Genomic DNA, 12,318 nt, shown 5'->3' on the forward strand with positions numbered 1-12,318 from the left:
GGTGCGGTTCGGCTCCATCACTTTCACCTGAGTAGATCATAATGCGCTCCCTGATCATCCCGATCCTTTTTCTGCTGATGCCGATCGCAGAGATCGCGGCCTTCATCGTCGTCGGCCGCGAAGTCGGTGTCGGCATGACACTTCTTCTCGTTGTGGCCAGCGCCGTCGCCGGTGCGGTTTTGTTGCGTGTTCAGGGATTTGGCGTTCTCAGAAAGATTCAGCAGGCTTCGCAAACCGGCACCGATCCGGGCCGGCAACTGGTGCATGGCGTGATGATCGTGATCACCGGCCTCCTGCTGATCATTCCAGGTTTCATCAGCGACATCATCGGGCTGCTACTCTTTATACCGGCTGTCCGGGACCTCGGCTGGTCCTTCGTCAAGAATCGCCTGACGATTGTCACGACCGGCATGGGGGCTGGCGGACGTGGCTTTTCGCGCGGTCAGGAACCGGACCGTGACGCCGGTCGCCGCGCAGACCCCCGCGTGATCGACCTCGACGACGACGAATTTTCGCGCAGCGATGGCCGGGGCCGCACCGACCCGAACGAACGTGATCGCCTCAAGTGAACGGCCGCACCGGGTTGTAAGCCCGGGTACGAAATGCTAGATGCCTCACCGAATTTCATGTCCGAAGGAAATGGCCTTATGACCGATACCGCATCCCCGACAAACGGCGCTACCGAGAGCCCGTCCCTGAACATACTGGCCCAGTACATCAAGGACCTCTCGTTTGAAAACCCGGGCGCTCCACGTTCGCTCCAGGCGCGCGACAAGGCTCCGGCGATCAACATCAATGTCAACGTCAACGCCAATCCTTTGTCGGATGCGGAATTCGACGTCATCCTGACGCTGAATGCAGAAGCCAAGGACGGCGACAAGATGCTGTTCAATGTCGAGCTGTCCTATGGCGGCGTCTTCCGGGTAACCGGTTTCCCGCAGGAACACATGCTGCCGCTGCTCTTCATCGAGTGCCCGCGCCTGCTGTTCCCGTTCGCCCGGCAGATCGTTTCCGACGCGACGCGCAACGGCGGCTTCCCGCCGCTGATGATCGACCCGATTGATTTTGCCCAGATGTTCACCCAGCGCATGGCTGAGGAAAAGGTTCGTTCGCAGGTTTCGACGACCGCGAACTGATCCGGCTTTTCCTGAACGTGAATATTTCAATGCCCGGTTCTCGACCGGGCATTTTTATTTGGCGGCTTCGTATTTGGCCCAGATGGCTTTTGTGCCCATCTGGGCAACAAGCGCTGCATGGGCTTCCGCTTCGCCGCCAGTCAGGCGAGACCCAAGCGGATGCGGCCTTTGGCCGGCGATCACGATGACATCATCCATATCTGACGCCTGGCCGCGATTATCGCTGGAGTGCAGGCCGAACGTCGTCTGCCGGCCGCCGATCAGCTCGATATAGACTTCCGCCAGAAGTTCGGAATCGAGCAGAGCCCCGTGCTTCGTGCGGTGCGAGTTGTCCACCCCATAGCGGCGGCACAGCGCATCGAGCGAGTTCGGCCCCATCGGATGTTTGCGGCGCGCCAGCGCCAACGTGTCGGTGACAACATCATTGGTGATTGCCGGCAAACCGAGCCGGGCAAATTCGGCGTTCATGAAACCCATGTCAAAGGTGGCGTTATGCGCCACCCAGCGCGCGTCGGCGAAAAATTCTAGCAGCTCATCAACGATGCCGGCAAAGTTAGGCTTGTCCTTCAGCGATTCGTCCGAGATTCCATGGATAGCCAGCGCCTCCGGATGCACCTTGCGGTCGCCCGGATTGATATAGACATGGAAGGTGCGGCCGGTAGGGAAATGATTGTCGAGCTCGATGCCGCCGATTTCGATGACCCGGTCGAGTTTGTTGTCGAGGCCTGTCGTTTCCGTATCGAAAATGATTTCGCGCATCATGGCCTCTTCTGGCTTGTCAGCCGCTGGACGATCGCCGCCACCTGGTCGCGGGCCGAATCAAGTCCTTGGCCCGTATCGATGATGTAATCCGCTTTCGCACGTTTTTCCTGGTCGGGGACCTGACGCGACAGGATGAGAGCGAATTTTTCCTCCGTCATCCCCGGTCTTTTCAGCACCCGCTGCCTTTGGATCTCCGGATCGCAGGTAACGACCGCAATCGCATCGACGCGGTTTTCTCCCTTTGTCTCGAACAGAAGCGGGATATCGAGCACGACGAGGGGGGCGCCAGCGGCGCGATGATGATCGAGAAACGTCCGCTCCTTTTCGCGCACCAGCGGATGGACGATCGCTTCCAGCACCTTGAACAGGGACGGATCTTTGGCGAGCTGGCGGGTAAGCTCCGTGCGGTCAACGCTACCCCTCGTCGCCGTTCCGGGAAATGCCGCTTCGATCGGCGCCACGGCTTCGTCCTGATAAAGCGCATGCACAACAGCATCGGCATCGTTTACCGGCACGCCGATATCCGAAAACATCGCTGCCGTGGTCGACTTGCCCATGCCGATCGATCCGGTGAGCCCGAGGATGATCATGCGTGGCTCGCCATGTTGTCGATGATGATCTGTCTTAGCGCTGCATCGACCGTCGGCCGCTTGCCGAACCATTTTTTGAACCCGGGTGCCGCTTGGTGCAACAGCATGCCGAGCCCATCGACCGTGACAAAACCCTGCGCTTCTGCCTGTGCGAGGATCGGCGTTTTCAAGGGAACATAAACAATGTCGGTCACGATGCTTTGCACAGCCATGACGGTGAAGTCGATCTGCGGCACTTCCGCCCCATCCATGCCAAGCGACGTGGTGTTGATGAACAGGCCGGCCCCAGCCATCACCTCGGAGAGTGCCTCCAGCGGCTGTGCATGAACCGCCGGGCCGAACCGGTCGGCCAGTTCTTGCGCGCGTGTGGTCGTGCGGTTAACGACATGGATCGTCTTGACGCCGCGGTCGCGAACGGCCTGGATTACCGCGCGGCTGGCGCCGCCGGCGCCGAGAATGACGGCGGTTCGACAGTCATCCCAGCCCGGTGCGCGTTCATCGAGATTGGCGGTGAAGCCATGACCATCGGTGTTGGTCGCATGGATCAGACCATCCTCGACCCATAACGTGTTGGAAGCGCCAAGCTCGGTGCTTAATTGATCCGGCCGGTCGGAAAGGGCGAAAGCCCACTCTTTGTGAGGAATTGTAACATTCCCACCAACGAAGCCAGATTGGCCCTCCCTCAAGGAGGTCATGAAATCAGGAAACTCTTCCGGCGGCACAGCGTAAGCCATGTAGGTTCCCGGCAATCCAAGCTGTTTCAGCCAATATCCATGGATCAGCGGCGAGCGCGAATGCTTGACCGGATAGCCCGTGACGAAGGCGTGGTTAACAAATGTTTCACGTGAATCACGCATCGATCACCCGTAGATCCCTGAGTTTTGCGAGGAGCGGCAGCATGGGCAGCCCGAGAATGGTGAAATAGTCGCCATCGATTTTATCGAAAAGCTGGATGCCCTCGCCTTCCAACTGATAGGCGCCGACGCTGGACAAAGCCTTCGTTCCGACGCGTGCGAGATGCGCGTCGATAAAGTCGGGACGCAAAACCCGCACCGACATCCGGGCCGAAAACACATGTCTCCAAAGAATGTCATTGCCGCGCGTCAACACGATGCCGCTGTTCAACTGGTGAACCTGACCGGACAGCGACAACAGATGATCCCGCGCCTCGTTCATGTCGCGCGGCTTGTGATAGACCCGCGCACCCAGCGACATCGTCTGGTCCGAGCCGATGATAATGCTGCCGGGGAAAGCCTGCCCGACATTGCGGGCCTTGGCTTCGGCCAGGATCAACGCGACCTCTTCCGGTGACGATCCCTGCCGCTCGACCTCAGCTTCGATCGCCCGCTCGTCAATATCAGCTGCTTTTGCCTGAAAAGCGATACCGGCATTTTCCAGAAGCATGCGCCGGAACGGGCTCGCCGACGCGAGGACCAGTAAACCTGCCATTGTCGTCCATCCTAGTTGGTTGGATTCGCTCTAACGCAGCCGGGGGCGGAGGGCAACGATTGCTGCGGCGGTTTCCTCGATCGAGCGGCGCGTCACGTCGATCATCGGCCAGTTGTTGCGTGCGCAGATCGACCGCGCATATTTCAGCTCTTCGGTAATGGAGGCGCGATCGACATAGTCCTCTGCGTGATAACTATGGGTCGCCGTGCCCAGAATGCGATTCTGGCGAACCTGCGAAATCCGGTCCGCCGTGGCGATCAAACCGACCACCAACGGCTTGGTCGCTTCCATCAACCGGTCCGGCAGGGCGACGCCCGGAACGATCGGGATGTTGGCTGTTTTGATGCCGCGATTGGCAAGATAGATGCTGGTCGGCGTTTTCGATGTACGGCTGATACCGATCAGCACGACATCCGCATCGTTGAAATCCGCCGGCAATTGGCCGTCGTCATGGTCCATCGTAAAATTCAGCGCGTCGATACGGGCGAAATAATCGGCATCCATCACATGTTGCGCGCCCGAGCGCCGCCGCGATGTGGCGCCGAGATAGGACTGGAAGAGATCAATGATCGGCTCCAGCACCGAGACGCAAGGCAGCCCCATTTCCTTGCAGGTTACATTGATGATGTCGGCAAGCTCACGATCAACGATCGTATAGAGAACGATCCCCGGCGCACCATCGACCGCTTCCATCACCTGCATCAGCTGCTTGCGATTGCGGATCAGCGGATAGACGTGCTCGAGCGCATGCGCCGACTGGAATTGCGATGCCGCCGCCCTGCCCGCCGCGATCAGCGTTTCGCCGGTCGAATCGGAGATCAGATGCAGGTGGAAATAGTTTTTCTGGTTCTCCACGCTATTCTCCGAGGGCTGTTGATAAACCGGGACAGCGACAGCTAAGGACCGGCGGGGTTCGAAGGCAAGGGGAAAACCTGCCGGTTATGCACAATCTGGATTCCGGGGAGCGGAATTGCCGGCGCATGTGGAGAAGACTCATCACCCTTGGAAGCCTTGACGTTATCCACAAGCTGTCCACATCCGTCCCAGGACCTTTGATGAAGGACGAAGCTTCTGACTCTTCATGGTTTTTTGAAATCTTCCCCGCTCCTATCTGTCGCATGGCAAAATCGGCCAAGTGATTCTATTGAACGGGCCAGCATGTGGAAAAGAGTCGGATGGCGTTTAATCCTCGATAGTCACAGACTCTAAGAAATAGAATCCTTAGATATAGATATCTTTTATAGTGGGAGAACGTGTCCGGTGACTGCGCAAAGCCGAAAGGTGCTACAGGTGTTGAAGGGTGAAACGCTGTCACCTCCCCCAATCTGGCTGATGCGGCAGGCAGGCCGGTATCTTCCCGAATATAGGCAGACCCGAGCCAAGGCCGGCAGCTTTCTCGATCTCTGTTATTCGCCCGATATGGCTGTGGAAGTGACCCTGCAGCCGATCCGGCGATATGGGTTCGATGCAGCCATCCTGTTTTCCGATATCCTGGTGATTCCCGATGCCCTGAAGCGCAATGTCCGCTTTGAAGAAGGGCGTGGACCAAGGATGGATCCGATCGACGTTTCGGAAATCGACAAGCTCGACGTTCGGCCTGTCTCTGCCCATTTGCAGCCGGTCATGGAAACGGTTCGACGGTTGCGACGGGAACTGCCGGAAGAGACGACACTGCTCGGCTTCTGCGGCGCCCCCTGGACGGTCGCCACCTACATGATTGCCGGGCACGGAACGCCTGACCAAGCCCCGGCGCGGCTTTTCGCCTACCAGCACCCCGAAGCGTTCGATCGGCTGCTGGCGGTGCTTGCTGAGGTCTCTGCAGACTATCTGGTCGAGCAGATCGATGCTGGCGCCGATGCGGTGCAGATCTTCGATTCCTGGGCGGGTGTTTTGGGCGAAGAGGAATTCCGCCGCTACGCCGTCAATCCGGTGCGCCGGATCATCGACAGTGTTCGTGCCCGCCGGCCGGACGCGAAAATCATCGCCTTTGCCAAGGGCGCCGGAATTCTCTTGAAGGATTACCGGCAGGCAACCAGTGCAGATGCGATCGGCCTTGACTGGTCGGTGCCCTTGTCTTTTGCTGCAGATCTCCAGAAGGATGGCCCGGTTCAAGGTAATCTCGATCCGATGCGCGTCGTGGCGGGCGGAAAGTCGCTGGATGATGGCATTGACGCAATCCTGCAGAAGCTCGGAAATGGCCCGCTGATCTTCAATCTGGGTCACGGTATTACGCCACAGGCCAATCCAGACCACGTCACACAACTGGTCGCCCGTGTTCGCGGGACGGGCCAATGAACGAGCGCCAGACGGATATCCGGCCCGGAAAAAAAGCGCGCGCCCGCGCGTTCATCGCGATCGGCCTGTTCGTCGCGCTGCTTGCCGGGCTGTTCGTCTGGCAGCCGGATAATCTCTATCTTTGGATCAAGGCGCTGCACATCATTGCGGTGATGTCCTGGATGGCCGCCCTGCTCTACATGCCGCGATTGTTCATTTACCACACCGATGCAGCGCCGGGTTCCGAACAGTCCGAAACCTTCAAGATGATGGAGCAGCGGCTTTTGAAGGTGATCATGAACCCGGCGATGATGATCACCTGGGTGCTCGGGCTCTATCTCGCCTGGAGCGTTTACGGTTTTCAGGGCGGGTGGCTGCACGCCAAGCTTCTGCTTGTCGTTCTGTTGACCGGCGTCCACATGATGTTCAGCCGTGCGGTCAGAGCTTTTGCGCGGGATGAAAACACCCGTAGCGCCCGGTACTGGCGGCTGATGAACGAAGCTCCGACGCTTTTGATGATCCTCATCGTCATCATGGCGGTAGTGAAACCTTTTTGAGCTTTGAGCGTTGAAGAAGGAAACTTCCGGTAATTTCCGTTGCCCCCTTGCGGCGCAACGAGTGAGTCGCTATTTTCCCGCCATCTCCTCTTTCGTGGCATGTGTAAACGTTACGAGCCTGCCCCTTCCGCTGCAGCTCCCCTTACATCAAGCACGCCGACTTTCCTTTCCGATTTCCAAGTGTGGTCCCCTTCATGGCTGAAATGAAGCTACAAGAACTCAAAAACAAATCCGCTACCGACCTGCTGGCATTTGCCGAATCGGTCGAGGTCGAAAACGCCAGTGTCATGCGCAAGCAGGAACTGATGTTTGCGATCCTGAAAATGCTGGCAAGCCAGGACGTCGAGATCATCGGCGAAGGCGTCGTCGAAGTGCTGCAGGATGGCTTCGGCTTCCTGCGCTCGGCAAATGCCAACTACCTGCCGGGCCCGGACGACATCTATATTTCCCCCTCGCAGATCCGCCGTTTCTCGCTGAAGACCGGCGATACGGTCGAAGGCCCGATCCGTGGTCCGAAGGAAGGCGAACGGTATTTCGCGCTTCTCAAGGTCAACACGATCAATTTCGAAGATCCCGAAAAGATCCGTCACAAGGTCCATTTCGACAATCTGACGCCGCTCTATCCAAACGAGCGCTTCAAGATGGAACTCGAGGTTCCGACCTCCAAGGACCTGTCGGCTCGCGTCATCGACCTTATCGCGCCACTCGGCAAGGGGCAGCGCGGCCTGATCGTTGCCCCGCCGCGTACCGGTAAGACTGTTCTCCTGCAGAACATCGCCCATTCGATTACCGCCAATCATCCGGAATGCTATCTGATCGTGCTGCTGATCGACGAGCGGCCGGAAGAAGTCACCGACATGCAGCGCTCGGTGAAAGGCGAAGTGGTTTCCTCGACCTTCGACGAGCCGGCAACGCGTCACGTTCAGGTCGCCGAAATGGTCATCGAAAAGGCCAAGCGCCTGGTCGAACACGGCCGCGACGTCGTTATCCTGCTCGATTCGATCACTCGCCTTGGCCGCGCCTACAACACCGTTGTTCCGTCATCGGGCAAGGTCTTGACCGGTGGTGTCGATGCCAATGCCCTGCAGCGCCCGAAGCGCTTCTTCGGTGCCGCCCGCAATATCGAAGAGGGCGGTTCGCTGACGATAATCGCGACAGCCCTGATCGATACTGGCAGCCGCATGGACGAAGTCATCTTCGAAGAATTCAAGGGTACCGGTAACTCCGAAATCGTGCTCGACCGCAAGGTCGCCGACAAGCGCATCTTCCCGTCGATGGATATCCTCAAGTCCGGCACCCGTAAGGAAGACCTGTTGGTACCGCGCCAGGATCTGCAGAAAATCTTCGTTCTGCGCCGTATCCTTGCCCCGATGGGAACGACCGATGCGATCGAGTTCCTGATCGACAAGCTGAAGCAGACCAAGACCAATGGCGATTTCTTCGATTCGATGAACACCTGATCGATCGTCACAATGTTGCGCGGAGCCCAGGTCTATCCTGGGCTTTTGCGTTTCTGACGGAAATTATCTAGCCGGATTCCTTCTCCGGATTCTGACTCTATGAATTAAAATAGGCAATCAAGGACTGAACGGTGAACCAACCGCAACAGCCAATGTCCGACACGATCTATGCACTGTCTTCCGGCGCCTTGCCGGCCGGCGTGGCGGTTATTCGCGTCAGCGGGCCTCATACGTCAGAGGTGCTGAGGGAACTATGTGCTTGTGTGCCCTCGCCGCGACAGGCTGTTTTGCGATCGATTCGCAATCGAAACGGTGATGTCTTGGATCAGGGCCTCATTCTCTATTTCAAGGCTCCCGCGTCGTTTACAGGAGAAGACTGCGCCGAACTGCAGGTTCACGGCGGCCGTGCCGTGGTCAACGCCATCCTTGCCGAACTTGGGGACATTCCAGGTTTGAGACATGCCGAAGCCGGCGAGTTTTCAAGGCGTGCCTTTCATAATGGTAAACTGGATCTTGTCGAGATCGAAGGTCTGGCGGATTTGATTTCTGCAGAAACCGAGATGCAGCGGCGGCTGGCGCAGGAACATTCCAGCGGGCATCTATCAAAGATCTACGAAGGATGGGCGCGCCGGCTGACCCACGCACGGGCGATGATCGAGGCGGAACTGGACTTTGCCGACGAAGACGATGTTCCAGGCTCCGTCGCCGAGAAGATCTGGGCGGATATGCGGACGTTGAAGGGCGAAATCTCGGAACATCTTGATGGCGCCGGCATTGCCGAGATCATCCGTGACGGCTTAAAGATCGTCATTGCCGGCGAGCCCAATGCTGGGAAGTCCAGCCTGCTCAACCATCTGGCACGCCGCGATATTGCCATCGTTACCGATATCGCCGGAACGACACGTGACATTCTGTCGGTCGACTTATCCTTAGCCGGATTCCGCGTTCAATTGTTCGATACGGCGGGCTTGCGGGAAACAGATGACAAGGTCGAGCAGGAAGGGATACGCCGCGCCTATCTTACAATCGATCAGGCCGACATCATCCTCTTGCTTTCGGATACGCCGGAAGGTTTCGTTGAACTTGGGACATCCCAGCCGGAAAAGCCGGTTATTCGGGTCGGTACCAAGATTGATCGGTCGCCGCTTTTATGGGATAAGGCCAGCGTTGACGTGTTGGTGTCAACGGAGACCGGCGCTGGTATCGATCGCCTTCTGGACGTGCTCGTGGATCACCTGCCGGATCTGTCCGGTCAAAATGCGTTGTCTCTACCGACACGCAAGCGGCATGTAAGTTGCCTGCAACAAACACGCGCAGCGATCGAGATGAGTTTGGCGCAATCAAATCGTGGACTTGATATTCAGGCCGAATATTTGCGGCAGGCGGGCGATGCCCTTGGACGCATTACCGGCCGGGTTGATGTCGAGGATTTGCTAGGCGTGATCTTTTCGGAATTTTGCATCGGCAAATGAGATGCAAATTCGAATACAACGCTTGCGAGTCCTGCGTCATGTTTCACGTGAAACGATTCGCATCCGTAACACCGTGATGGAGACGGTTTAAAATGTTCGATTACGATGTCATTGTCATTGGCGGTGGCCATGCAGGGTGCGAGGCGGCCAGTGCCTCCGCGCGCATGGGCGCCAAAACGGCCTTGGTAACGCATAAGCGCGATTCAATTGGCGTCATGTCTTGCAATCCAGCCATTGGTGGTTTGGGAAAGGGCCATCTCGTGCGCGAGATCGATGCGATGGATGGCCTGATGGGTCGCGTCGCTGACGCGGCGGGAATTCAGTTTCGCCTATTGAATCGCCGGAAAGGTCCGGCCGTGCGTGGCCCCCGCACCCAGGCAGACCGCAAGCTCTATCGCGCGGCGGTGCAATTGGAAATCCAGGCGATCGACAACCTCGATGTCATTGAGGGGGATGCGTTTGATCTCAAGCTGCAGGGTGGTCGCGTCAGTGGTATCATCCTCGCAGATGGCCGGGCGATCTCCTGCGGCGCTGCGGTGCTGACGACCGGGACCTTTTTGCGCGGGCTTATCCATATCGGTAACCTCAAAATCCCCGCTGGTAGGGTTGGGGAAAATCCGTCGCTCGGATTATCGGGAACGCTCGAACGGTTTGGCTTGTCGCTTGGCAGATTGAAGACCGGTACCCCGGCACGCCTTGATGGCAAGACCATCGATTGGCAATCGGTCGGCCGTCAGGGTGCTGATGAAGACCCGGTTCCCTTCTCTTTCATGACCGACACCATCGCCAATCGGCAGATTGAATGCGGCGTGACGCGCACGACGGAAGCGACGCATAAGATCATCTCCGACAATCTCATGAAATCGGCCATGTATTCCGGGCAGATCGAAGGCGTTGGCCCGCGATACTGCCCTTCGATCGAAGACAAGATTGTCAAGTTCGGCGAACGCGACGGCCATCAGATCTTTCTGGAGCTTGAAGGCTTGGATGACGACACGGTTTATCCCAACGGTATTTCGACCTCGCTGCCGGAGGACGTTCAGCAGGCCTTCATTCAAACAATTCCAGGACTGGAAAACGTCACCATCCTTCAGCCGGGATATGCCATCGAATATGATCATGTCGATCCACGCGAATTGTCCCTGTCCTTGGAAGTCCGCAAGATCCCCGGCCTGTTTCTGGCGGGTCAGATTAATGGCACGACAGGTTATGAGGAAGCCGGCGCGCAGGGGTTGGTGGCCGGCCTGAATGCAGCCCTCCTCTGCGCGGGCAATACACCGCATGTGTTTAGCCGCACCAATTCCTATATCGGGGTGATGATCGATGATCTTACCTCGCGTGGCGTGGCAGAACCCTACAGGATGTTTACATCGCGTGCCGAGTACCGGCTATCACTGCGGGCAGACAATGCCGATGTCCGGTTGACCCCAGAAGCCATGGCACTTGGGTGCGTTTCAGCTGAGAGAACTGCAAAGTTCACCGCATGGGTTGATGATATCGACACTAAGAGGCAACTGTTGAAGGCGCTGACGGTCACGCCGACGGAAGGCCGGAGCCATGGTTTGAAACTGAACCTCGATGGTCAGCGCCGGTCAGCGTTCGAGCTTCTCTCCTATGCCGACCATTCCATACAGTCGCTCAGCCTTGTTTGGCCGGAATTGGAAGGCATTGACAGCAAGCTGGCGGAGGCGCTTGAGATCGATGCCACCTATGCTGTTTATATGGACCGCCAGGCTTCGGACATTGCCAGCGTGCGCAGCGAGGAAAGCAGGGTCATTCCGGAGGATTTCGACTTTCAGGTCTTGTCTGGGCTTTCAAATGAGCTGAAGCATAAACTGCGCGTTGCCAAACCGCGCAATCTGGCGCAAGCCATGAAGGTAGACGGAATCACACCGTCCGCAATATCCCTGATCCTCGCGCATATGCGCAAGGGAAATCACAGCCAGACAGAGCATCTTAAGCAGGCGATTCAATGATTGCGAGTCCTACCCGTGAGCTGAACGGATTGCGTGTTTCACGTGAAACGTCAGAGAGGTTCGAACATTTTGCCGCCCTTTTCCAGAAATGGGCAAAGTCGATCAACCTCGTAGCGCCCTCCACACTCTCGGATTTATGGCAACGCCATATCGCCGACAGTGTTCAAATTTTTCAGCTGTCACCCGGTCCCAAACGATGGGTCGATCTCGGCAGCGGCGGCGGCTTCCCAGGAATCATAACCGCCATCCTTCTAGCGGAACTTGCTGATGGATGGGTACATCTGATCGAAAGCAACAATAAAAAAGCCGCGTTTTTGCGTGTTGCGCTGAGCGAAACCGGCGCGCGTGGCTCCGTCCACCCGATTCGAATCGAGGATGCGGTCAGTGTCATTCCCCAATGTGATGCGATCTCCGCCCGAGCGCTTGCCGATTTGAGCCAACTTCTTGATTATTGTGCGCCTTGGATGACGTCAGGCAACAAAGCACAGGCATTTTTCCATAAAGGCCGGGATTATCAGCAGGAAGTGGACAAAGCCGTTAGTCGGTTTCAGTTTGATCTGTTAAAACATGCAAGCGTCGTTGAGCCGGACTCTGTGGTTCTCGAAATCGCAAATCTTTCGCGGAAAATTCAATAACGGCGGA

The 12,318-nt window shown here is 57.4% G+C and carries 13 protein-coding genes; 8 read left to right on the forward strand and 5 right to left on the reverse strand.

The window, feature by feature from the left end:
* Positions 1–41 precede the first annotated feature (41 nt).
* Both ACP7BS_RS13095 and secB read left to right on the forward strand, forming a co-directional pair.
* On the forward strand, positions 42–569 hold the full coding sequence (locus tag ACP7BS_RS13095) for an FxsA family protein (protein ID WP_426238451.1): 528 nt from the start codon (positions 42–44) through the stop codon (positions 567–569).
* 78 nt (positions 570–647) lie between these two features.
* Entirely contained in the window at positions 648–1,136 is a 489-nt protein-coding gene (gene secB / locus ACP7BS_RS13100; protein WP_426231429.1) for a protein-export chaperone SecB, read from the forward strand.
* 54 nt (positions 1,137–1,190) lie between these two features.
* Here the strand turns inward: secB and dnaQ are convergent, their stop codons facing one another.
* From dnaQ to ACP7BS_RS13125, 5 genes are read right to left on the reverse strand one after another with little or no spacing between them, the layout of a single operon-like run.
* Positions 1,191–1,895, reverse strand: a complete 705-nt coding sequence (gene dnaQ, locus ACP7BS_RS13105) for a DNA polymerase III subunit epsilon (protein ID WP_426238452.1) — start codon at positions 1,893–1,895, stop codon at positions 1,191–1,193.
* Positions 1,895–2,488, reverse strand: a complete 594-nt coding sequence (coaE, locus tag ACP7BS_RS13110; RefSeq protein ID WP_426238453.1) for a dephospho-CoA kinase — start codon at positions 2,486–2,488, stop codon at positions 1,895–1,897. The genes dnaQ and coaE overlap by 1 nt, the downstream gene beginning before the upstream one ends.
* Positions 2,485–3,345 (reverse strand): shikimate dehydrogenase, encoded by an 861-nt coding sequence (locus ACP7BS_RS13115; RefSeq protein WP_426238454.1) that lies wholly within the window; start codon positions 3,343–3,345, stop codon positions 2,485–2,487. Before ACP7BS_RS13115 ends, coaE begins: the two co-directional genes overlap by 4 nt.
* Complete coding sequence (locus ACP7BS_RS13120; RefSeq protein WP_426238455.1) at positions 3,338–3,937, reverse strand: Maf-like protein; 600 nt, start codon at positions 3,935–3,937, stop codon at positions 3,338–3,340. The genes ACP7BS_RS13115 and ACP7BS_RS13120 overlap by 8 nt, the downstream gene beginning before the upstream one ends.
* A 30-nt stretch (positions 3,938–3,967) precedes the next feature.
* On the reverse strand, positions 3,968–4,792 hold the full coding sequence (locus ACP7BS_RS13125; protein ID WP_426231425.1) for a pyruvate, water dikinase regulatory protein: 825 nt from the start codon (positions 4,790–4,792) through the stop codon (positions 3,968–3,970).
* Between the two features lie 405 nt (positions 4,793–5,197).
* On the opposite strand from ACP7BS_RS13125, the gene hemE reads away from it, so the two are divergent.
* From hemE to rsmG, 6 genes are all read left to right on the forward strand, one after another.
* Positions 5,198–6,232 carry a uroporphyrinogen decarboxylase gene (gene hemE, locus ACP7BS_RS13130; protein ID WP_426238456.1) on the forward strand — a complete coding sequence of 345 codons (1,035 nt, stop codon included), beginning with the start codon at positions 5,198–5,200 and terminating at the stop codon, positions 6,230–6,232.
* The gene (gene hemJ, locus ACP7BS_RS13135; RefSeq protein WP_426238457.1) at positions 6,229–6,768 is read left to right on the forward strand and encodes a protoporphyrinogen oxidase HemJ; all 540 of its coding nucleotides are present in this window, start codon (positions 6,229–6,231) and stop codon (positions 6,766–6,768) included. The genes hemE and hemJ overlap by 4 nt, the downstream gene beginning before the upstream one ends.
* Before the next feature lie 194 nt (positions 6,769–6,962).
* Positions 6,963–8,228, forward strand: coding sequence for a transcription termination factor Rho (gene rho / locus ACP7BS_RS13140; RefSeq protein WP_112408863.1), 1,266 nt, complete (start codon positions 6,963–6,965; stop codon positions 8,226–8,228).
* A 152-nt stretch (positions 8,229–8,380) separates the two neighbouring features.
* Entirely contained in the window at positions 8,381–9,700 is a 1,320-nt protein-coding gene (mnmE, locus tag ACP7BS_RS13145; RefSeq protein ID WP_426238458.1) for a tRNA uridine-5-carboxymethylaminomethyl(34) synthesis GTPase MnmE, read from the forward strand.
* Positions 9,701–9,792: 92 nt separating this feature from the next.
* Positions 9,793–11,676: a tRNA uridine-5-carboxymethylaminomethyl(34) synthesis enzyme MnmG gene (gene mnmG, locus ACP7BS_RS13150; protein ID WP_426238459.1), complete on the forward strand. Its 1,884-nt coding sequence runs from the start codon at positions 9,793–9,795 to the stop codon at positions 11,674–11,676.
* Complete coding sequence (gene rsmG, locus ACP7BS_RS13155; protein ID WP_426238460.1) at positions 11,673–12,311, forward strand: 16S rRNA (guanine(527)-N(7))-methyltransferase RsmG; 639 nt, start codon at positions 11,673–11,675, stop codon at positions 12,309–12,311. Before mnmG ends, rsmG begins: the two co-directional genes overlap by 4 nt.
* Positions 12,312–12,318: the final 7 nt, after the last annotated feature.

It is taken from the genome of Pararhizobium sp. DWP1-1-3 (genome assembly GCF_049896125.1).
GTDB lineage: Bacteria > Pseudomonadota > Alphaproteobacteria > Rhizobiales > Rhizobiaceae > Pararhizobium.

What these genes read in the sequence shown, in the direction of transcription:
- ACP7BS_RS13095 (WP_426238451.1), top strand. Translation starts at nt 42, where the DNA reads ATGCGCTCCCTGATCATCCCGATCCTTTTTCTGCTGATGCCGATCGCA.
- secB (WP_426231429.1), top strand. Translation starts at nt 648, where the DNA reads ATGACCGATACCGCATCCCCGACAAACGGCGCTACCGAGAGCCCGTCC.
- dnaQ (WP_426238452.1), bottom strand. Translation starts at nt 1,895, where the DNA reads ATGCGCGAAATCATTTTCGATACGGAAACGACAGGCCTCGACAACAAA.
- coaE (WP_426238453.1), bottom strand. Translation starts at nt 2,488, where the DNA reads ATGATCATCCTCGGGCTCACCGGATCGATCGGCATGGGCAAGTCGACC.
- ACP7BS_RS13115 (WP_426238454.1), bottom strand. Translation starts at nt 3,345, where the DNA reads ATGCGTGATTCACGTGAAACATTTGTTAACCACGCCTTCGTCACGGGC.
- ACP7BS_RS13120 (WP_426238455.1), bottom strand. Translation starts at nt 3,937, where the DNA reads ATGGCAGGTTTACTGGTCCTCGCGTCGGCGAGCCCGTTCCGGCGCATG.
- hemJ (WP_426238457.1), top strand. Translation starts at nt 6,229, where the DNA reads ATGAACGAGCGCCAGACGGATATCCGGCCCGGAAAAAAAGCGCGCGCC.
- rho (WP_112408863.1), top strand. Translation starts at nt 6,963, where the DNA reads ATGGCTGAAATGAAGCTACAAGAACTCAAAAACAAATCCGCTACCGAC.
- mnmE (WP_426238458.1), top strand. Translation starts at nt 8,381, where the DNA reads ATGTCCGACACGATCTATGCACTGTCTTCCGGCGCCTTGCCGGCCGGC.
- mnmG (WP_426238459.1), top strand. Translation starts at nt 9,793, where the DNA reads ATGTTCGATTACGATGTCATTGTCATTGGCGGTGGCCATGCAGGGTGC.
- rsmG (WP_426238460.1), top strand. Translation starts at nt 11,673, where the DNA reads ATGATTGCGAGTCCTACCCGTGAGCTGAACGGATTGCGTGTTTCACGT.